The following is a 19,595-nucleotide window of genomic DNA, read 5'->3' as shown; positions in this document are numbered from 1 at the left end:
TCTCAGTGCGCCGCGGCCGCGGCCGACGTCTTGACGGGCGTTGCGCCCCGCGGCCTGCGAAACCAATAATCGATGACCCAGTCTTCGGATTGATACGAGTCCGGGACCACGCGTGGGTGCGCGATCGTCTTCTTATAAGCGATACGGACGTTGCGCTCGTAATATTGCGGCACCACGTAGTACTCGTTGATCAATACGCGATCGAGTGCGCGCGTGGCCGCTTCGAGATCGTCGAGATTGGTGGCCGAGATCGCCGCATGCACGAGCGCATCGACGGCCTTCGAGCGTATGCCGGAGTAATTCTCCGAACCGACCTCGGACGCCGCCCGGCTGCCGAACCGGCGTTCGAGCTCGATGCCCGGAATCGTCACCGGCGGATAGATGTAGGTCGTCATGTCGAATTGGAAATTGTCGAGCCGCTTTTGATAGAGCGCGCTGTCGATCTCCCGCATGTGGGCGTCGATGCCGAGCGTTTGCAGCGCTTGGGTATAAGGGATCAGCAGGCGATCGAAGCCGGGCTCGTCGTCCATGATCTCGATCCTCATCGGCGTGCCGGCGGCATCGCGCAACGCGCCGTCGCGATAGTGCCAGCCGGCTTCGCCGAGCAACGCGCGTGCTTCGCGCAGATTCGCGCGCAGCGAGCCCGGCGGCTTCGTGCTCGGCTGCCGCACCATGGGGCCGAACACCTCGGGCGGCAACTGCGCGCGGAACGGGTCGAGCAACGCGAGTTCCTTGTCGCTCGGCATACCCGTGGCGCCGAAGGGGCTTGCATCCCAGAAGCTATTCAATCGCGTGTACTGACCGTAGAACATCATGCGGTTCATCCAGTCGTAATCGAACGCGAGCGCCAATGCATGACGCACGCGACGATCCTGGAACTCAGGCTTGCGCGTATTGATCATGAAGCCCTGCATTTGCGCCGGGCCATCGGGAAACGTCTCCTTCTCGAGCATGCCGTTGTCGAAATTCTTGCCGACGTACTTGCGCGCCCATTGCGTCGCGCTGTATTCGCGATCGACGTCGTCGTTGCCGGCCTTGAAGGCTTCGAGCTTCGTGTATTGATCGAGGTAGAGCTTGAAGACGATCCGTTCGAAATGAAACATGCCGCGCCGCGAAGGCAGGTTCGCCGCCCAATAGTTCGGATCGCGGCGATACACGATGTCCTTGTCGTTCTTGCGCTGCTCGACCAGATAAGGGCCGCTCGCGATCGGCGGTTCGACGGAGATCTGATCGAACGGCAGGCGCTTGCCGTTCGGCTGCACACCCCATTTGGGCGAAAACACGGGAAGATCGCCCGCGATCAGTGGCGCGGCGCGCGAGTTGTCGACGAAATCGAAGCGCACGGTTAAGCGATCGAGCACCGTCGCGCGCTTGATCTCGGCGAACTGCGACGAGACCATCGGCGAAGCCTGCTGGCTCTTGAGCGTATCGAACGAGTACTTGACGTCGGCGGCCGTAATCGGATCGCCGTTCGAAAAGTGTGCCTTCGGATCGATATGGAACGTGGCCGACAATCCATCGGGCGCCACTTCGACGTCGTCGGCGATCAACGGATATTCGGAAGCGAGTTCGTCCCAGCTACGCTGCATCAGCGTGTCGAACATCAGATTTCTGACGTCCGGCGCGGGCTGCCCGCGCACGATGAACGGATTGAGCGAATCGTAGCTTTGCGACTGATCGTAATTCTGGAATTTCAGCGTCCCCGTATTCGGGGCGTCCGGGTCCGCATAATCGAAATGCGTGAAATCCGCCGGATATTTAGGATCGCCGAATTGCGCGATCGCGGGCTTGGCCTGCGCGCCGAGCGCGAATGCCAAGCCGAGCGCTGCCGCGAACGCTAGGCGATACATGGAAGGTTTCATCTTCTCAGTGCGTATGGACGCACGCCGACCGACGCCGGCGCGCCATTCATCGGAACAGTGCTAAAGCGAACATGAGCCGTCGCGGGCAGCGTTACCGCCGCCGCGACGGCTGCTCCCTAGCGCCGCCTCACTTCGACGCTACCAGCAACCAGAGTTGAGCCAAGTCGCTCGACCCGTCTGTGCCCTTCACCGCACGAAACGCTTGCACGGCATGCGCTTTTTGTCCCGCCACGTAATACGCGATGCCCAAATGCAATTGCGCCTGATCGGGGTGATCGAGCCCGCCCTTCACGATTGCCGCTTCCATCATCTGCAAGCCTTGCTGCGCCTTGCCGGCGAAGACGAGGTTGAAACCCTCGTCGACAGGTGCGGGCGGATTGGTTTTGTCCACGCCGGCTTGCGCGCGTTTGGTCGCGAGCGCCTGCAAACGTTTCTCGCGCGCGGCCTGCGCATCGTGGCCCAGCACACCCGAGGTGAACCCTTGATCGATGACCTGCTTCGCCTCAAACGGCGTACCGGCGACGATCGCGAGCTGAGTCATCTCCATGTAATCGTCGACGCTCGTCAGCGAACCGTTGGCGCGGCGCAAACGATACGTATCGATGTCGAGACTCGACGAATAGCCGGGCTTGTTGCGAATCGCCGTGAACAGATCGTCCCAGTACGACTGCTTCGGGTGATAGGCCACGAGCTTTTCGAGCGCGCCGCGATACGAGGCGTCATCCTTGACGCGCTGAGCGCAGGTGCCGAGCAGTTGTAGCTGCGATTCGTCCGGCACGCGGCCCGCATGCACGTCCGCATCGATCGAAGGCTTGAGCAGCTTGACGACGCTGCCGCAATCGTTCGACAAGTAATACGACTGCACGAGCAGCGTGCGCATCTGCGGATCGGTACCGCCCGCCTTCAAGTAACGCTGCGCAACCGCGATCGCGCGCCCATAATTGCGCTGCTGAAAATACACGCCGGCCAGCGTGGCGGTGACGCGCTGCTCGTCCTCGCCCTTCAACTGCCCGCCGCTGAGCAAGCTTTCGTATGCCTGCGCGGCAGTGCCGGTGTCGCCGGCCGCCATCGCCGCGGCGCCGCGCATTTCCTCGACCATGTACGTCTCGTACGGTGTCTTGTTCGGCACGGCCGCCGCTTGCGCGATCTTCCCGAGCGCATCCTTGTACTTGTGCGCGCGGTATAGATTTTGTGCGTCGTTCAAAGGCTTGCCCACTTCAGGGCGCAGCGTGTCGGCCGCAAAGGTCGCGGCCGGCGCCGTCGCCAGCATGAGGAACGCACAGCTCGCCGCCGCGAGCGCGGCGTGCTTGAACCGTCGATGGATCGTTCGCATTGCCACTTCCTTATTGCATGTACTGCTCGTTGCCGATCAAACCGATCTTCGTCGCACCAACGCGCTGCGCGGCCGCCATGACGGCCGCGACATCCTTGTAAGGCACGAGCTTGTTCGGCCGCACGTGAATCTCGTCCTGCACGGGCTCGGCGGCCACCTGTGCGAGCTTCGATTCGAGCGTGGCCTTGTCCGGAACCGGCGCGCCGTTCCACGTCATCGTGCCGTCGAAGTCGATATCGATCTGCACGACTTGCGGCTGTACCGCCGGAGGCGGCGGATTGCCGACCGGCAGATTCATCTTCACCGCGTGCATCTGAATCGGAATCGTAATGATCAGCATGATCAACAACACGAGCATCACGTCGATCAGCGGCGTCGTGTTGATATCCACCATCACTTCCGGTTCGCCGCCGCTACCCGAGGGTACGTTCATCCCCATAATCGACTCCCTGCCTAGCCGCCGCGCGCGGGCGGCTCAGTAATAAACGACACCTTGGCGATGCCGGCGCGCTCGCAATCGGTAATGACGCGGCCGATGAACTCATAGCGCGTGTTCTGATCGCCGCGCACGTGAACTTCGGGCTGCGGCGATGTCACCGACACCGTCTTGAGCTTCGCGAGCAGCGTCGGTCCGTCGACGTGCGCTTCGTTCCAGAAGAAATCGCCGTCCTTGTTGACTGCGATTTCGATGCTCTTCGGCGTCGTTTGCAGCGGATGCACCCGTTCCTGGGGCAACTGCAACGGCACCGTATGCGTGACGACCGGGATGGTGATCAGAAAGATGATCAACAGCACGAGCATCACGTCGACGAGCGGCGTGGTGTTAATGGCGGCGATGACTTCGTCTTCCTCGCCTCCGACGCTCATGGCCATGGTGGACCTCGCTTATCGAAACGGGATTACTGAACGAGCGATGCAGCGCGGCTCGCGGCGCGCACGGGACGCTTGCCGCCCGCGAGCAGGACCGCGTGCAGTTGAGCGCCGAAGGCGCGCACCCGCTCCATCACCGACTTGTTGCGGCGCACGAGGAAGTTGTAGCCGAGCACCGCGGGCACGGCCACGGCAAGACCGACCGCCGTCATGATCAGCGCTTCGCCGACGGGGCCCGCAACCTTATCGATCGATGCTTGACCGGCAATGCCGATCGCCGTCAGTGCGTGATAGATCCCCCACACCGTACCGAACAGGCCGACGAACGGGGCCGTCGAGCCGACCGTCGCGAGGAACGCGAGGCCGTCTTGCATGCGGTTCGAGACATTCGTGATCGCGCGTTCGACCGAGGCGTCGATCCACGTATTGCGGTCTACGGCTTCGAGCAGTGCTTCGTCGTGGTGCTCGCCGGCTTCGATCGCCGTTTCGGCAATGAAGCGGAACGGCGACGATTCATCGAGTTGCTTCGTACCTTCGGCGAGCGACGGCGCGCTCCAGAGCTGCTGATCTGCGGCCTTGGCGCGACGGTTCGCGCGGAATTGCTCGAAGAACTTCGTGATCATGATGTACCAGCTCCCCATCGACATGACGGCGAGCAGAATCAGCACGAAGCGCGCGACGAAGTCGCCGTTCTTCCAGAGCGCGCCGAGGCCGTACGGATTGGTCACCGTTTCAGTGGCGGCCGGCGCCGGCGGCGGCACCGGTTGATCGGCTGCGGGCGCCGCGGCTTGCGGTGCGGCGGTGGCGCTTGCCGCTGCCGTAGCGGTCGTGGTGGCAGTGGCTGCCGTGTCGCTTGCTTGCGCATAGGCGAATTGCGGCAGAGCGATACTGGCCGTAGCCAAGGCGATCACCGTGGTGGTGGCGAGTGCGGCGAGGGAATGCTTCTTCATGATCTGCTCCAGTTCAGTTCAATCGTTGAACTCGTGAATCCTGTTGTACCTGTGTCGTTCGTATGCGTATGTCCGTCGTTGTTCGGCACTCAACTAAGCTCGACTTAGTTGAGGTTGAACGAGAACGGCACTTGCACCGGAACGGCTTGACCTTGTGCGATGCAGTTGAATCGCTTGACCGCCTTGAACGCCGCGTCGTCGAGGCTGTCGTGATCCGACGACTTAGCTACGTGCTCGTTCGTGATGTGGCCTTGCGGATCGACCGTGAATTCGATCAACACGTCGCCCGTATCGCCGTTTTCCTGCGCGTCCTTCGGATAAGGAATCGACCCGCGAATCTGATCCGAATTCGGACACACGACACCGACTTCCCGATGCACGACGGGCTTCGCCGGTGCTTGCACGGGCGGCGCCACGACGGGCGCGGATTGAACCGGGCTCGCCTGATGGGTGATCGTTGCCTGCGGCGGCGCTTGCACCTGCACTTCCGGCGGCGGCACGAACGGCGGCGGCGGCGGTGCGAACTTCGGCGGCGGCAGTTGCACGGGCGGCAACGGCGGCGGCGGAGGCGGCTTGATCGGCTCGATGATTTTCGTTTCGATCGGATGCTGGATGACGTGCACGACCTTCGTTGCGAGGCCGTTCAGCAGTGCATACACGAGCACGATGTGCAACGCGATGACGACTGCGATGCCGCCGAAGCGGCGCACGGGATTTTGCTGCTTTCGCCCGAACTCGCGTGGGCGACCTGACCATGCCAACCCGGCTTGAACCCCGGGCGATTGTCCTTCCACTTTCATACCCACCTTCGATCCTCCCGGCGTGAATCGCCTTGTTCCGTGATTGCGGCGCTCGTCGTGCAACGAACCGCGGGATGAGGCCGATCACAAGGGACTTCTTGCCACTGCTTTAAAACAGGTCCGCCGCCTTCGCGCGTTGCGCGTCGCCTTCGAATCGAAGCGTTGTGCTTCGCGTGAAGGCGGCTGACCGACTAGCTAGCTCGAGATGCCTTGTTTTTAGCTTTTAGAACTTGTACGTCGCACCGATCTGCGCGAAGCGGCCGATATACGTGTACAGCGACTGGTCGTAGCCGTTCTGATCGAGCGCGCTGCTCGCCCAAACCGGATCGAACGGAGGCGTACGGTTGAAGATGTTGTCGATGCCGCCGTAGATCGTCCAATGCTTGAAGCCCGTGTACGTCATCATCAAGTTGAACTGGCTGTACGACGGCGTGCTGCCCGTTGACGGCGTCGGCGTGCCCGCGGCCTGGATGGCTTGCGTGTACGGCCCGGTGTACTCCCAGCTAAACGCCGCATTCCACTTGTGATACGCCCAGCTCAGCGTCGTATTGCCCTTCCAGCGCGGGAAGCTCGCACCGAACGGCTGGGTGATCGTGAAGTTGTTGCCCGCGCCGTTGATCGGCGTTTGACCCGGAATGCCGAGCATGAACGTCGAGACGTAAGCCCAGTCGCCCGACAACGTGAACGTACCGATATGCGTCGGCAGCGATTGACGGAACGTCGTTTCGAAACCCGTCGTGTCGAGGTAGCCGAGGTTCTGATACGGAATGATTTCGTATAGCGGCAGGCCCGTGTTCGGGTCGTTCACCGTCGTACCGCTACCCTGACCGATCACGTGGTCGATGTGAATCTTGTACCAGTCGAGGCCGAGGTCCGTCGTGCGCGTCGGCGCCACCTGGAAGCCGATATTGAAGTTCTTCGTGCGTTCCGGTTGAAGGTTCGGGTTGCCTTCGGTGATCGTCGTCACCGTACCGTTTTGCAACTGTTGAATGCCCAGCGTTTGCGACGTGCTGTCCTCGACGAACGTCGGGGCACGGAAGCCGCGGTCGTACGACGTGTACATCGTCAACTGCTGGACCGGCTGGTAACGCAACGCGAAGCGCGGCGAGAACGCACCGCCCACGTCGCTGTAGTGGTCGTAGCGGCCCGACTGGCTGAACGTCAGGTTATGGATGATCGGAACGTCGATCTGGTAGTACACGGCGCCGATGTTGCGGTTACCGTGCACCGTTTCCAGATCGGGGTTGACCACCAGCCCGTCGAGGTACTCGGCACCCGGCGTCAGGTTCTCGTTTTCATGCAGGAACTGAGCGCCGAAGCCGATACCCACGTCGCCGGCAGGCAGATGGAACAAGTTCGGCGTCGAAATCGTCGCGTCGAGCGAATCGAGCTTCGAGATACCGCCGTTGCGCGCGTCCATGTACAAGCCGTTCAAACCGTTCGGCGTCGAGGACGGATTCGCGAAATTGTACGTGCCGTTCTGATAGATATTGTTCAGAACGCTTTCGTTAAGGCTGTTGGTGTAGACGTTGGAAACCGTGCTCTGCGAGTGGCTGACGGAAGTCGACCAATCCCAATCGCCGTGCGCGGTGAACGAACCCTTGACCCCTGCCGCCGCGCGATAGTAGTTCGCGTACGTGTTCTCGGCGATCGTGTTCGGGAACGTATAGATGAGCGGTGTCGCGGTGTGGTACGGGTTGTACGGATTGCTCGCCGGCACGGTGTAGTTGAACGGCGCCAGCGTGGTGCCGCCCGGATTGGTCAGCACGAGCGTCGGCGACTGCGGGCTGCCGATCGTGTTGCTCCAGGTGCCGTCGTTCGTCGTGGTCGTATTGTTGCTTTCCAGCAGGTCGGCGAATGCCGTGGTCGTATCGTTGATCTTGAAGTCGGCGTGAACCTTCACGTTCGCGCGCTCCGTCATCGGTGCGATCGACATGCCTTCGGCATTGTTGAAGCCGCACAACGTACCGCCGCTGATCACGCCGCCGGCGATGGCCGCGCCGCCCAGATAGTTGTTGCCGGCCGGCATTGCCGTACCGCGCACGCAATTGCCCACGGGCGCCGCGACGCCGGTGCCGCCCGCCCCGCCCACGTTCCAGAACGAAGGCGCGAACGTGTTGAAGCCGCCCGGTTGATTCAAGTAATTCTGATTCTGCGTCGAATCGCGATCGGCCATCGTAAAGCCGTTGTCTTTATAGACGCTCGCGGCAGCCGTGATGTTGAACCGATCGGAATTCAGATCGCCGAAGCCGCCCAAGATGCTGAACTTCGTCGTGCCGGCACCGCCGCCGCCATTGACGGCGCTACCGTAGCTGCCGTCGAGTTCGAGACCGTGGAAGTTGTGCTTCGTGATGATGTTGACGACGCCCGCGATGGCGTCCGAGCCGTACTGCGACACGGCGCCCGTCTTCACCACTTCGATGCGGTCGATGACGTTCAGCGGCAGCGTGTTCAGATCGAAGAACTGATCGACACTGTTGGAGTAGAAGGCAAACGGCGCGACGCGTTGACCGTCCACGAGCACGAGCGTGTATTTCTCGCTCAGGCCGCGCAGGGCCATCCCCGCGGCACCGGCCGCGAAGTTGCCCGACTGGCCTTCGCTCCAGCTATTGGCCGAGTTGGCGGAAATGCCGCGCATGAAGTCGGCAACCGACGAGTAGCCGCTGTCTTGAATCTGCTTGGCCGTAACCGTTTGAACCTGATTGAAACCGACTTTATCGGAGCTGCGAATCAGCGAGCCCGTCACTTCGAAGCGCTTGAGCTTCTGCACGTTGCCCGAAGACTTCTCTGCCGCACCCGCGGCAGGGGTCGCCGAAGCGGGCGTCGCGGCCGCGGCCGCCGTGCCCGATGCCGCGCTCGGCGCCGCCGCGGTGGCCGCACCCGATGCGCTGGCCGGCGCCGCGGCCGGCTGACTCTGCGCGAAGGCAACCGACGTGCCCAATGCCGCCGTCAGTGCCACCTCGGCCCACACTATTTTTCGTATGGCCGATCCTAAAGCCGTCAGTTTCATTTTTCCCCTTCTCTCTCGTCGATAACGCCAAGTTGTTTTGCGCGAGGGCCTGGCTCACCTTCGCACTGGCGGCACCCCTTGCACCGCCCCGTGTTGACTGCCCCTGTTGATTACTTCGTTCCCGCACTGCGTCACAAATCCGCCACCACGTTCGCGCGCCGCTCCGTTTGAAACGAGCACGCCTCAATTTAGTTAGTAGTCCTAAATCATCAAGTACGCATTCCGCCTGCGAACCGGATGTCGGCGTGCAAGCGTACGATCTCGGTCGCTGCTAGGCGACGAGATTCACTCGGCTACTGTCGACACATTCACAGTTTGGGAAACTTAGGATTCCTAACTGTTATGCGAAGACCGGTACCCGCAAAAAACGAACAGCGGCTAATCAAAACAACCTTGGCGTTCCGACCCAAACCAGCACGGTTTCATCGCCGTGGGTATTGGCCCACCCATGCGGGACCGTCGACGCGTAGTGCGCGCTGTCTCCCGCGTGCAGTACGAAGGCCGTTCCCTCGAGGCTCAGCGATATCTCACCGCGCAACACATACAAGAACTCTTCTCCCGCATGCGTCGTCACTTCCGACGGCGGCTGCCCCGCTCGCAACCTGACGAGAATCGCGTCAAGTTGCCGATCGCCCGACACGTTGGTGAGCCGGGCGAAAAGGTTGGCCGAATCGGCAAAGCTAAAGAACTGCAATTCGTCTGCACGCCGCACCGACTTTGCTTCTGTCGGCGTATCGACGAAGTACTGCACCGTCACCCCCAGCGCTCTCGCAATACCTGCCAACGACGTAATGGACGGCGTGGCGAGCCCTCGCTCAACTTGCGAAAGGAACGGCTTCGATATGCCGGCAGCCGTTGCCGTTTCGTCGAGTGTGCGTTGGAGCCTTTTGCGAAGCGCTCTAATTTTGCTGCCTAGCACAAGAGCAGCGCTTGTCTTATCTTCAGTGTGCGGAACCATAGCAGGACAGAAACCGGTCGTCAAAAATTGTTTGATATAAGCAAATTAGGTTTACCCAAGGTTTACCCGAATGCGGCTCTTTCCTTGATGCACCGTGCCGGTGCCGGCCCCGCGGCACCCCTTTTACCGTAGTGCGAAGCACGGCTGTTCGGTCGATACGGGAAAACCCATGGTGCAACCTTTCAGTAATTATCGTGATGGCGGTAAGTTCCTTTGTCGTATGGAAATTTGAGTTACTGCGTTCACGGAAAATCGACGAGTGCCTTCTGAGTTGCAACTCGCGTCGCAACCCGCATCGGCAAATCGCAACCCATGCTGATGCCACTTATCGATGCGCGCCGCACGACGATAACAGGATGACGTTCGCAACCGCTCCGGTTGACTTTAGAGGACTCAATCTAACTTTGTTAACTGTAATTCTTGCTATTTACTTTCATGTTTATTTCTAAAAAGCTTCAACTCGAATTAGCCGTTAGGCAGTCGACAAGGTTCTCAACGCATTGAACGTTGTGCGTCGCAGCAATCGAATCTCCGCTCGATCCGACATGACGCGGGTCCGGATTGGCGTGCACGCTCGCGCTGGTTGCCGACTATCGACTATCGTCAGCCTCGCGCCGATCGTGCAGGCGAAGAAATAGATAGGAGTCCTAACGATTTTGGTACTCCTACTTTTATGCGAATGACACATTCAATCGCTTGAAGATCGGCCACGCTCGTGCGATGGTTCGGAGATCCGTAGCCGCACCTCCTCCGGGAACGCGCAGATGAAATCCCTTACCGACCAGCTCGCGCAGTACGCGTCGTACCATCGCGACCGCCGCAACATTGCCACCCATTTCGTCGGCATCCCGATGATCGTGCTTGCGCTGGCCGTCTTGCTGAGCCGCCCTCAGTGGTCGCAGGGGCCGCATTTGAATCTCGCCGCCCTTTCCTTGGCGGCTTCGCCGGCACTCGTGCTGTTCGGCTGCGCCGCGATCTATTACATCGCGTTGGACGTTGCCTTGGGACTCGTCATGGCGATCGTCTCGGTCGTCTGCCTCGTCGTCGGCGCCTACCTCGCGCAAGCATCGGTCGTGATCTGGGCCGGAAGCGGCGCAGCATTGTTCATCGTGGGCTGGGTGTTCCAATTCGTGGGACATGTCGCGTACGAGCATCGCAAGCCCGCGTTCGCAGACGATTTGATCGGGCTCATCATCGGCCCGCTGTTCGTGCTCGCCGAAATCGCGTTCGGGCTCGGCTGGCGCAGCACCCTGCGCGATTCGGTCGAACGCCAAGCCAGCGCGCTGCGTGAAAACCATCACACGCGACATCAGCCGATCTGAACATCCGCTCGCTCGCGCAACAGCAACACGCTATGCAAGGCGGTCACCAACACTGCCATCCAGATCGGCACGTAGGTGGCGAGTTGTCGCGTCGATAGCGTTTCGCCAAGCAATGTCACCGAAAAGAGCACGAGCAGCACCGGTTCGACGTAGCCGAGAATGCCGAACAACGCCATCGGCAACAATCGGCTGGCCTTGAGGTAGCTCGCGAGCGCAACGGTGCTCAATGCACCGAGCCCCGGCAACAGCACAGCCCAGAGCAACGGCCGCTGCAGCGCCGCCTGCGCGCTCGCGCTCAGCGCGATGACGGGCAGCGCCGCCGGCAACAGAAGCAGCACTTCCAACGCGAACGTGGCGAGCGAATCGCCGCCGAGCTTGCGGCGCAGCACAAAGTAAGGCGGGTAGCCGACGGCGACGAGCAGCGTCGGCCAAGAGAACGCATGCGTGGCCCACAACTCGTGCGCCACGCCGAGCGCGGCAAAACCGACGGAGAGCCACTGCAGCGGCACGAGCCGTTCGCGATAGTGGAAGCGCCCGACCAGCACCATCGACAGCGGCAAGAGGAAGTACCCGAGCGATACCTCGAGCATGCGCCCGTGCAACGGCGCCCACATGAACAGCCAAAGTTGCGCGCCGAGCAAAGCCGAGGCCAACAGCAGCATGAGCCCTTTGAGCGGCTCGCGCACCGCCGCGCACGCGAGCGCTTTCAACTGTGGGCCGCGGCCCCGTATCCACACGAGCAGCAACGCGCCCGGCACCGTCCAGACGATACGCCACGCAAAAATGTCGAGGCCGTCGAGCGGGCGCAGCATCCGGGTATACACGGATAAGAGCGCGAACAATGTCGTGGCCGCGACCGATAGCGCAATGCCGCGCCCCATTTCATGCCCATTCTCATGTCGATTCATCGCGTAAGCTGCGCACTATCTTCGCTCGGCGGCTCTGCACCGAGCGCGCTCATTCGCGCTGCCGGTAAAAGGACAGCAATTTTAGTGGCTCCTTTTTCAATGCTGTTCGAAACGCGCAAAGCGCTTGTCGACATGGCGCTCCTCACTGATGCAATCGATCACGCGGGCGGAAGGCGGCCCGCGCCGCATCCATTCGAGCATCCGGTCGATCTGGTTCGCCGTTCCCTGCAGCATCGCTTCGACCGACCCGTCCGCAACGTTCGCCACCCAGCCGGTAATCCCCAGCGCATGCGCTTGCCGTAGGGTCGCATGCCGAAAACCGACACCCTGCACCACCCCGCGCACACGCACGTAATACGTCTCGAGCTTCTTGTCCAAATCGGGACCTTCCATTACTGACTCTCCAGCGCCCTTATGTCGATTCCCGCATTGTAGTCGTCCGACTGCAATCGTTTTTATCCATAGCTTGCATTCGGCGCTAAAGAAAGTAAGACTCGCTGTCGTTAAATGCATTGATTGCGTATGCGCGACAGCTCAATTGGCGAGAGGAGACCTTACGGTGGCGCTACTGAATCATGCGGCACGAGTCGCTCGCAACCGCTCCTTTCGAACATGGCTGGACGAGCACAGCGCGACCCTCTTGGCCGTCGCCGTTTGCGCGATCGCGGTGGGCATCGTCGCATTCGGAGCAAGCCAGATCTTCGCGGCGCGTGAGTTCGCCGATGCGCAACTCGCGCGCACGTTACAAGTTCGTGACAACCTGCGCCACGCGTCCGAACTGACGGCGTTCGCCGCGGCCGCCGCCGCGGCGTTCGTCCTTCTCGTCCATGGGTTTCTCGCCAACCGTCGCATCGCGCGTGCGCGTGCGCGCATTTCGACCGAGGAAGGCGAAGCGCTCTTTCGCGAGTACTTCGAAGAGCATCCGCTACCGATGCTCATCTACGACGTCGAAACGCTGACGATCGCCGCGATCAATCGCGCCGCGATACAGCAATACGGATACGAACGCGAAGAACTGGAGGGTATGTCGATCGCCGCGTTACGGCCGCCGGAAGAAAGCGAAGCGTTCATCGCACGCTTTTCCGAGTTCGCAAAATCGTTGGGCGCCGCGGGCGACCCGACGAGCGCCTCGGCAAGCGGCTCGTCGTATATGCGCACGCACGTACGCAAGGACGGCTCGCGTTTCTTCATCGAACCCTCATATCACTTTCTGACTTACGCGAATCGGCGCGCGTGCTTCGTGGTCGCGATCGACGTCACCGAAAAAGAAAACGCGAAGGAAGCGTTGCGGCAATCGAAGCAAATGCTCGAAGCCGTCATCGACAGCGTGCCGCAACGCATCTTCTGGAAGGACACGGAGTCGCGCTACATCGGATGCAATCGCGCCTTCGCACAAGACGTGGGCCTGGCCGACGCTTCGCAAATCATCGGGCTCACCGATTACGATCTGCCTTGGCGCTCGGCAGCACCGAACGCGCGCATGCGCGATCGCGAGGTCGTGCAAAGCGGCCAGCCGCTCACGAACTACGAAGAGTTCTCCCCGGCGGCAAGCGGAGCATGGCGATGGCTGCGTAAAACGAAGGTGCCGTTGCGCAATACGAACGGCACGGTCATGGGCCTGCTCGCCACCTACGACGACGTGACCGAGCGCAAGGGCGTCGATCTCGCACTCCGATTGCGCAGCCGCGCGCTCGATGCCATCGTCAACGCGGTGCTGATCACCCGCGTCACGGAAGACGGCGATCTGATCGAGTACGCCAACCCCGCATTCGAGCGCATCACGGGGTATTCGGTCGACGACGTCAAGGGCATGGACTTCCGCTTCCTGCACGGAGAGGATCGCAATCAAGAAGGCATCGAATCGATCCGCCGCGCGCTGGCCAATCAAAGCGAGGTCACGACGCTGATACGCAATTATCGGCGCGACGGCACGCTCTTCTGGAATCAGATCTACATCGCCCCAGTGCGCGACGATGGCGGCAATGTCACGCATCACATCAGCGTCGTCAACGACGTCACCGAACTCGTGCAGTCGCGCGATTTGCTGACTCGACAAGCGAATTTCGATTCGCTGACGACGCTGCCGAATCGCCATCGCCTCAACGAACGCCTTGTCCAAGCGATACGCGATGCCGATCGGGACGGCACGCGCGTTGCCGTCGTATTCATGGACATCGACCACTTCAAGGACGTCAACGATAGTCTCGGGCATGGCATCGGCGATCGCCTACTGCGCGAGATCAGCGCAAGGCTTGGATCGTGCGTCGGCGAACTCGACACCGTCGCGCGTTATGGCGGCGACGAATTCGTCATGGTCGTCTGCGAAAGCGCGCACGAAGACCGGCTCACCGAAGTGCTCACGCGCGTATCGCAAGCGTTCTCGCGTCCGGTCTGGATCGACGACACCGAGTTCCACGTCGAAACGAGCATCGGCATCTCCTATTTCCCGACCGACGGCAACGACCCCGAAACCCTGCTGCGGCGCGCCGACCTTGCGATGTATCGCGCCAAATCGAACGGGCGCAACGTCTTGCAGCGCTTCACGCCCGAGCTGGGCCGTCGCGCGGACGAGCGCCTGGCACTGTCGCGCCGCATGCGCGCCGCACTCGCGAACGGCGAATTCCGTCTCGAGTATCAGCCGCAGGTCGATCTTCAAACGAGCCGCGTCACCGGTGTCGAGGCCCTGCTGCGATGGACCGACCAGGAACTCGGCCCCGTCAGTCCCGGCACCTTCATTCCGATCGCCGAAGAAAACGGCCTCATCGTTCCGATCGGCGAATGGGTCATGCAGCAGGCGTGCTTCCAAGCGCAGGTATGGCAGGAAACGCTGCCGGGGGTGCGCATGTCGGTCAACCTCTCGCCGCGGCAATTCGCGCGCGGCGACATCCTGCGCGTCGTCCAGCGTGCGCTGGCGCGTGCGCGGCTCTCGCCGCGCCTGCTCGAAATCGAGATCACCGAAGGCGCGCTGATGACGGTCGGCGCAATCGATGTGCTGCGCGCATTGCGCGCGATGGACATCGATCTTGCCATCGACGATTTCGGCACCGGCTATTCGAGCCTGTCGTACATCCGCAACTTCCACGCGGAACGCCTGAAGCTCGACATGTCGTTCGTATCGGGCATCGGCCGTCATCGTGAAGACGAAGTCATTACGCGCGCGATTCTCTCGCTCGGACGCGCGCTCGGCTTCAAGGTCGTAGCCGAAGGCGTCGAGACCGACACGCAGCTCGCCTTCTTGCGTCGGCACGGCTGCGGCGTCGTGCAAGGCTACCGCTTCGCGCGCCCGATGCCCGCCGCCGATGCGCACGCATTCATCATGCATTTCAACGCGGGCGCGGTTGCGTATAGTTGAGCGGCGATTGAGCGGCAGCTAAGCAGCGGCTGAGCGGCGGGAACCAGTACAATCTCGCCGCATCCACGCAACCGAATCCATCCGCGCCACACCATGACCGAATCTTCAGGCGACCTCGTGCTCGTCACGGGCGCATCGGGCTTCGTCGGCTCCGCCGTCGCCCGCGCGGCGCTCGCACGCGGCATGCGCGTCCGCGTGCTCGTGCGCGCAACGAGTCCGCGCAAGAACGTCGAAGCGCTCGACGCCGAAATCGTCGTCGGCGACATGCGCGACGAGCCTTCGATGCGCGCCGCGCTGCGCGGCGTGCGGTACCTGTTTCACGTGGCGGCCGACTATCGGCTCTGGGCGCCCGATCCCTCGGAGATCGAGCGCGCCAATCTCGAAGGCACCGAGGCCACGATGCGCGCCGCGCTCGCGGAAGGGGTCGAGCGCATCGTTTATACGAGCAGCGTCGCAACGCTCAAAGTGACGCGCGAAGGCCGCGTCGCCGATGAAACGGCGCCGCTGACGGCGCAACAGGCCATCGGCGTCTACAAGCGCAGCAAGGTGTTGGCCGAGCGCGCCGTCGAGCGCATGATCGAGCGCGACCGGCTACCTGCCGTCATCGTCAATCCTTCGACGCCGATCGGTCCGCGCGACGTACGTCCCACCCCGACGGGCCGCATCATCGTCGAGGCTGCGCTCGGCAAGATTCCCGCCTTCGTCGATACGGGCTTGAATCTCGTGCACGTCGACGACGTCGCCGAAGGTCATTTGCTCGCGCTCGAGCGCGGGCGCATCGGCGAGCGCTATATCCTCGGCGGCGAGAACCTGCCGCTGCAGCGCATGCTTGCCGACATCGCGCAGGAAACAGGCCGCAAGGCGCCGACGATCAGCTTGCCGCGCTGGCCGCTCTATCCGCTCGCGTTCGGCGCCGAATGCGTGGCCAAGCTCACGAAGCGCGAACCGTTCGTCACGGTCGATGGGCTGAAGATGTCGAAAAATAAGATGTATTTCACGTCGGCCAAGGCCGAACGCGAAATCGGCTATCGTGCGAGGCCCTATCTCGACGGGCTGCGCGATGCGCTGCAATGGTTTCGCGAAGCCGGTTACTTGCAGCGTTGATTGGCGCGTTGATTGGTGCGTTGATCGCCGCGCGTGCATTTTGTTACAACTGCGCGGCACCGCTCGCGAGTGCTGGCGACAAGAGCCGGTAGAATCGCGTCTCTTTGGCTGAGATAGTCGCGCATGAACCTGGAAGAACAGATCGATGCGATCGACGCGCAAGTCGATCGGCTAAGCGAACTCGTCGGGCTCGCGCAGGCCCAGGCCGAGCAGGCCACTTGCGAGGCGCACGATGCCGCGCAAGCGGTGAGTGCGGCGGCGACGAGCGACGAAACGCCCACGCTGCGCGTCGCGCGTCCCTCGCACAACGCATTGACACTGAGTATCGACTCGCAGGCCGTGACGCTGCATCCCGAGCAGATCGGACAGTTGATCGAGGAGTTGGCGAACGCTCGCGCCTCGATGACGCCGGAGCCGCCGACAGCGCTCGCGCCCGGCTGGCGCTTCGCATCGACGAAAAATCCCCTCATCGCCATGCAGAAGCAACCGAACGGCGATCGTTTGCTGATCGCGCGGCATACGGGCCACGGCTGGGTGCCGTTTACGTTTTCGCCCGATGCCGCCGTCCAGCTCTATATGATGCTGACGCAGCGGTAGCGCGCCGCCGCTACCCGCCCTGCGCGGGCGCTTGTACGCGCGATTTCCATTGGCCGCCTTTGCCGCGCCAATAGCGCACGGCGGAGGCGAGTGTCGCCCCGACGTAAAACAACGCGACGAGCGGCAACACCGGCGCCCAGCAAGGCGAACGGCCGTAATAGCGCAGCATCGGGGCATAGGCGCAGCACATCACACCCCAAGCCAGCCATGCCGGCCAACCGAACGGGCCGAGCACGAGCGCCACGACGGGCGGCACGAGATAAATCACCGCCATACCGGCCAGGGTGCCGGCAAGCAGCCATGGCGAATAGCGCAATTGCGTGAACGCTGTGCGCGCGATCATGTTCCAGATCTCGCCCGGGCCGTCGTAAGGGCGCAGCGAACGGCTGGCCGCCGCCACGTCGAGCCGAATCGAATGTCCGCCCTGCCCGCGATGCTTGATGCGGGCAGCCAGCGTGCAGTCGTCGATCAACGCCGCCCGAATCGATTCCATGCCGCCCGCCTCTTCGAGAGCTGCACGCTTGACCAGCATGCAGCCACCGGCCGCGGCCGCCGTTTTGTTGCGCGGATTGTTGACCCAACGGAACGGGTACAGCTTGGCGAAAAAGAAGACGAAGGCCGGAATCAGCGCCTTCTCCCAGATGGAATCGCACCGCAGCCGTACCATCAGCGAGACCAGGTCGCGCTGCTCGATCGTTGCGCGCGCAACGAGTTGCGTCACGGCGTCCGGCGGATGCGCGATGTCGGCATCGGTCAAAAGCAAATAGTCGGCCGGCATGCCGCGCGCGGCGATTACCGCAACGCCCTGCGCTTGCGCCCATACTTTGCCGGACCAGCCGGCCGGCAGCGGTTCCGCTTTGATGACGGTCAAACATTCGGGCTTGCCCAGGGCGAGGGCTGCCGCGCGCGCGCAATCGGCGGTGCCGTCGGTGCTGTGATCGTCGACGACGATGACGTGAAACGCGCCCGCATACGCTTGTTCGAGCAACGACGTCACGGCCGCGCCGATCACGTCGGCCTCATTGCGCGCGGGCACGACGGCCGCGACGGCGGGCCACGCGTCGATCGCATCGAGGGTTTCAGCCTTGATCGGCGGTGCGCAGCGCGTGCGCCAGAACCCACCTCGCGCGCACAGCAGAACGCACCAAATGACGAGCGAGAGGATGGACAAGCAAAAGAGCAGCACGCTCATGCGCGCCTCCGGCTCGTGTGGCGCGCGGCGGCGCAAAGCGAAAAACAGTATGAGTAATGAGCAAAGAGCATCCTGCCAGCCATGCGATGAAATGAAATTGAAAGTATTGTTGTAATAAAAACGTAGCCCTGTGCGTGAAGCTGCTTAGTTTACCGGCCTATTGTCTGCATCGCCTGCATCGCCGCGAGCCGCATCGGGCCGGGGCGCTGACATTCTTGCAACGCCCGCCTACCCACGCGGGAGCGTGGGTAGCCCGATAGCGTTAGAATGCGCGTTTGGGTTGGTTTGCCGGCTATCACGCCCGCTTTCTAATAATAGTTGGAGTCTGGGCGATCACGCCGCTAATCGGCGGCGGCTCGATGTCCCGATTCGGTCGGAGTTCGCCATACATGCGAGTCATCCTTGCTCAACCCCGCGGCTTTTGTGCGGGCGTCGTTCGCGCGATCGAAATTGTCGATCGCGCGTTGCAACGGCACGGTGCCCCCGTGTACGTGCGACATGAAATCGTGCATAACCGGCACGTCGTCGAAAACCTGCGCAGCAAGGGCGCGCGTTTCGTCGAGGAACTCAACGAGGTTCCGCATGGTGCGGTCGCCATTTTCAGCGCGCACGGTGTGGCGCAAAGCGTCGAGCGCGACGCGGATGCGCGCGGGCTCGACGTGCTCGACGCCACGTGCCCGCTCGTCACGAAGGTGCACGTGCAAGGCCGTCAATACGTGGCGGCGGGCCGCACGTTGATTCTGATCGGTCACGCCGGGCATCCCGAGGTCGAAGGCACGATCGGTCAGATTCCGGGCACAGTGCTGCTCGTTCAAAGCGAGGCGGAAGTGGCCACACTCGATCTGCCCGAGGATGCGCCGCTCGCCTATGTCACGCAGACCACGCTGTCCGTAGACGACACGCGCGGCATCATCGAAGCGTTGACACGGCGTTTCACGAATATCGTGGGGCCCGATACACGCGATATTTGCTATGCGACGCAAAATCGGCAGGCCGCTGTCCGCGAATTGAGCGCGCAAGTCGATGTCCTGCTCGTGGTTGGTGCGACGAACAGCTCCAACTCGAACCGCCTGCGCGAGATCGGCGCCGAAACGGGCGTGCCGAGCTATCTCGTCGCGGACGGCTCGGAGCTCGAGCCCGCATGGTTCGCCGATGTGCAAACCGTCGGCATCACAGCCGGCGCATCCGCGCCCGAGGAAATGGTCGAGCACGTCATTGACGCGCTGCGCGCGCTTGGTCCCGTCGAAGTTTCGACGATGGCCGGCCGTGAAGAAAAAGTCGAATTCAAGCTGCCGGCGAAGCTCACCGAGCCCCTCGCCGCACGCCAAGTTTAAGGA

General features: G+C 62.2%; 16 protein-coding genes. 5 read left to right on the top strand and 11 right to left on the bottom strand.

The window, feature by feature from the left end; translation table 11 throughout:
* Window positions 1-2 precede the first annotated feature (2 nt).
* The 8 genes from J3485_RS27530 to J3485_RS27495 all read right to left on the bottom strand — a co-directional run bounded on the left by J3485_RS27530 (window position 3) and on the right by J3485_RS27495 (window position 9,783).
* Window positions 3-1,850, bottom strand: coding sequence for an extracellular solute-binding protein (locus tag J3485_RS27530; protein WP_242539102.1), 1,848 nt, complete (start codon window positions 1,848-1,850; stop codon window positions 3-5).
* 139 nt (window positions 1,851-1,989) lie between these two features.
* On the bottom strand, window positions 1,990-3,195 hold the full coding sequence (locus J3485_RS27525) for a tetratricopeptide repeat protein (protein WP_206957704.1): 1,206 nt from the start codon (window positions 3,193-3,195) through the stop codon (window positions 1,990-1,992).
* Between the two features lie 10 nt (window positions 3,196-3,205).
* Window positions 3,206-3,634 (bottom strand): ExbD/TolR family protein, encoded by a 429-nt coding sequence (locus J3485_RS27520; RefSeq protein ID WP_206957702.1) that lies wholly within the window; start codon window positions 3,632-3,634, stop codon window positions 3,206-3,208.
* A 14-nt stretch (window positions 3,635-3,648) separates the two neighbouring features.
* Window positions 3,649-4,068: an ExbD/TolR family protein gene (locus tag J3485_RS27515; protein ID WP_206957699.1), complete on the bottom strand. Its 420-nt coding sequence runs from the start codon at window positions 4,066-4,068 to the stop codon at window positions 3,649-3,651.
* 26 nt (window positions 4,069-4,094) lie between these two features.
* The gene (locus J3485_RS27510) at window positions 4,095-5,015 is read right to left on the bottom strand and encodes a MotA/TolQ/ExbB proton channel family protein (protein ID WP_206957697.1); all 921 of its coding nucleotides are present in this window, start codon (window positions 5,013-5,015) and stop codon (window positions 4,095-4,097) included.
* A 104-nt stretch (window positions 5,016-5,119) separates the two neighbouring features.
* On the bottom strand, window positions 5,120-5,815 hold the full coding sequence (locus tag J3485_RS27505; protein ID WP_206957695.1) for an energy transducer TonB: 696 nt from the start codon (window positions 5,813-5,815) through the stop codon (window positions 5,120-5,122).
* A gap of 223 nt (window positions 5,816-6,038) precedes the next feature.
* The gene (locus J3485_RS27500) at window positions 6,039-8,825 is read right to left on the bottom strand and encodes a TonB-dependent receptor (RefSeq protein WP_206957693.1); all 2,787 of its coding nucleotides are present in this window, start codon (window positions 8,823-8,825) and stop codon (window positions 6,039-6,041) included.
* Window positions 8,826-9,207: 382 nt separating this feature from the next.
* Entirely contained in the window at window positions 9,208-9,783 is a 576-nt protein-coding gene (locus tag J3485_RS27495) for a helix-turn-helix domain-containing protein (protein ID WP_206957691.1), read from the bottom strand.
* 764 nt (window positions 9,784-10,547) lie between these two features.
* Between J3485_RS27495 and J3485_RS27490 the strand changes: the two genes are divergently transcribed.
* The gene (locus tag J3485_RS27490) at window positions 10,548-11,105 is read left to right on the top strand and encodes an Mpo1 family 2-hydroxy fatty acid dioxygenase (RefSeq protein WP_206957689.1); all 558 of its coding nucleotides are present in this window, start codon (window positions 10,548-10,550) and stop codon (window positions 11,103-11,105) included.
* Here the strand turns inward: J3485_RS27490 and rarD are convergent.
* On the bottom strand, window positions 11,093-12,013 hold the full coding sequence (gene rarD / locus J3485_RS27485; RefSeq protein WP_206957687.1) for an EamA family transporter RarD: 921 nt from the start codon (window positions 12,011-12,013) through the stop codon (window positions 11,093-11,095). The genes J3485_RS27490 and rarD overlap by 13 nt on opposite strands.
* Window positions 12,014-12,109: 96 nt before the next feature.
* Entirely contained in the window at window positions 12,110-12,406 is a 297-nt protein-coding gene (locus tag J3485_RS27480) for an acylphosphatase (protein WP_206957684.1), read from the bottom strand.
* A 166-nt stretch (window positions 12,407-12,572) separates the two neighbouring features.
* On the opposite strand from J3485_RS27480, the gene J3485_RS27475 reads away from it, so the two are divergent.
* The 3 genes from J3485_RS27475 (at window position 12,573) to J3485_RS27465 (ending at window position 17,066) form a co-directional block, all read left to right on the top strand.
* Window positions 12,573-15,365: a sensor domain-containing protein gene (locus J3485_RS27475; RefSeq protein WP_206957682.1), complete on the top strand. Its 2,793-nt coding sequence runs from the start codon at window positions 12,573-12,575 to the stop codon at window positions 15,363-15,365.
* Between the two features lie 93 nt (window positions 15,366-15,458).
* Window positions 15,459-16,469, top strand: coding sequence for a hopanoid-associated sugar epimerase (gene hpnA, locus J3485_RS27470; protein WP_206957680.1), 1,011 nt, complete (start codon window positions 15,459-15,461; stop codon window positions 16,467-16,469).
* 123 nt (window positions 16,470-16,592) lie between these two features.
* Complete coding sequence (locus J3485_RS27465) at window positions 16,593-17,066, top strand: hypothetical protein (protein ID WP_206957678.1); 474 nt, start codon at window positions 16,593-16,595, stop codon at window positions 17,064-17,066.
* A 10-nt stretch (window positions 17,067-17,076) separates the two neighbouring features.
* Here J3485_RS27465 and J3485_RS27460 read toward each other — a convergent pair whose 3' ends face one another.
* Window positions 17,077-18,258 (bottom strand): glycosyltransferase, encoded by a 1,182-nt coding sequence (locus J3485_RS27460; RefSeq protein ID WP_206957676.1) that lies wholly within the window; start codon window positions 18,256-18,258, stop codon window positions 17,077-17,079.
* 389 nt (window positions 18,259-18,647) lie between these two features.
* Here J3485_RS27460 and ispH point away from each other — a divergent pair, with 389 nt between their 5' ends.
* Window positions 18,648-19,592 (top strand): 4-hydroxy-3-methylbut-2-enyl diphosphate reductase, encoded by a 945-nt coding sequence (gene ispH / locus J3485_RS27455; protein WP_206957668.1) that lies wholly within the window; start codon window positions 18,648-18,650, stop codon window positions 19,590-19,592.
* Window positions 19,593-19,595: the final 3 nt, after the last annotated feature.

This window comes from Trinickia acidisoli, from assembly GCF_017315725.1.
Taxonomy (GTDB): domain Bacteria; phylum Pseudomonadota; class Gammaproteobacteria; order Burkholderiales; family Burkholderiaceae; genus Trinickia; species Trinickia acidisoli.
This window is presented reverse-complemented; position numbering and strand designations above follow the sequence as displayed.

Excerpts from the sequence above, each read along its gene's own strand:
- J3485_RS27530 (WP_242539102.1), bottom strand. The coding sequence starts at position 1,850 with ATGTATCGCCTAGCGTTCGCGGCAGCGCTCGGCTTGGCATTCGCGCTC.
- J3485_RS27515 (WP_206957699.1), bottom strand. The coding sequence starts at position 4,068 with ATGGCCATGAGCGTCGGAGGCGAGGAAGACGAAGTCATCGCCGCCATT.
- ispH (WP_206957668.1), top strand. The coding sequence starts at position 18,648 with ATGCGAGTCATCCTTGCTCAACCCCGCGGCTTTTGTGCGGGCGTCGTT.
- J3485_RS27465 (WP_206957678.1), top strand. The coding sequence starts at position 16,593 with ATGAACCTGGAAGAACAGATCGATGCGATCGACGCGCAAGTCGATCGG.
- J3485_RS27520 (WP_206957702.1), bottom strand. The coding sequence starts at position 3,634 with ATGGGGATGAACGTACCCTCGGGTAGCGGCGGCGAACCGGAAGTGATG.
- hpnA (WP_206957680.1), top strand. The coding sequence starts at position 15,459 with ATGACCGAATCTTCAGGCGACCTCGTGCTCGTCACGGGCGCATCGGGC.
- J3485_RS27505 (WP_206957695.1), bottom strand. The coding sequence starts at position 5,815 with ATGAAAGTGGAAGGACAATCGCCCGGGGTTCAAGCCGGGTTGGCATGG.
- J3485_RS27480 (WP_206957684.1), bottom strand. The coding sequence starts at position 12,406 with ATGGAAGGTCCCGATTTGGACAAGAAGCTCGAGACGTATTACGTGCGT.
- J3485_RS27525 (WP_206957704.1), bottom strand. The coding sequence starts at position 3,195 with ATGCGAACGATCCATCGACGGTTCAAGCACGCCGCGCTCGCGGCGGCG.
- J3485_RS27490 (WP_206957689.1), top strand. The coding sequence starts at position 10,548 with ATGAAATCCCTTACCGACCAGCTCGCGCAGTACGCGTCGTACCATCGC.
- J3485_RS27460 (WP_206957676.1), bottom strand. The coding sequence starts at position 18,258 with ATGAGCGTGCTGCTCTTTTGCTTGTCCATCCTCTCGCTCGTCATTTGG.
- J3485_RS27510 (WP_206957697.1), bottom strand. The coding sequence starts at position 5,015 with ATGAAGAAGCATTCCCTCGCCGCACTCGCCACCACCACGGTGATCGCC.
- J3485_RS27500 (WP_206957693.1), bottom strand. The coding sequence starts at position 8,825 with ATGAAACTGACGGCTTTAGGATCGGCCATACGAAAAATAGTGTGGGCC.
- J3485_RS27495 (WP_206957691.1), bottom strand. The coding sequence starts at position 9,783 with ATGGTTCCGCACACTGAAGATAAGACAAGCGCTGCTCTTGTGCTAGGC.
- rarD (WP_206957687.1), bottom strand. The coding sequence starts at position 12,013 with ATGAATCGACATGAGAATGGGCATGAAATGGGGCGCGGCATTGCGCTA.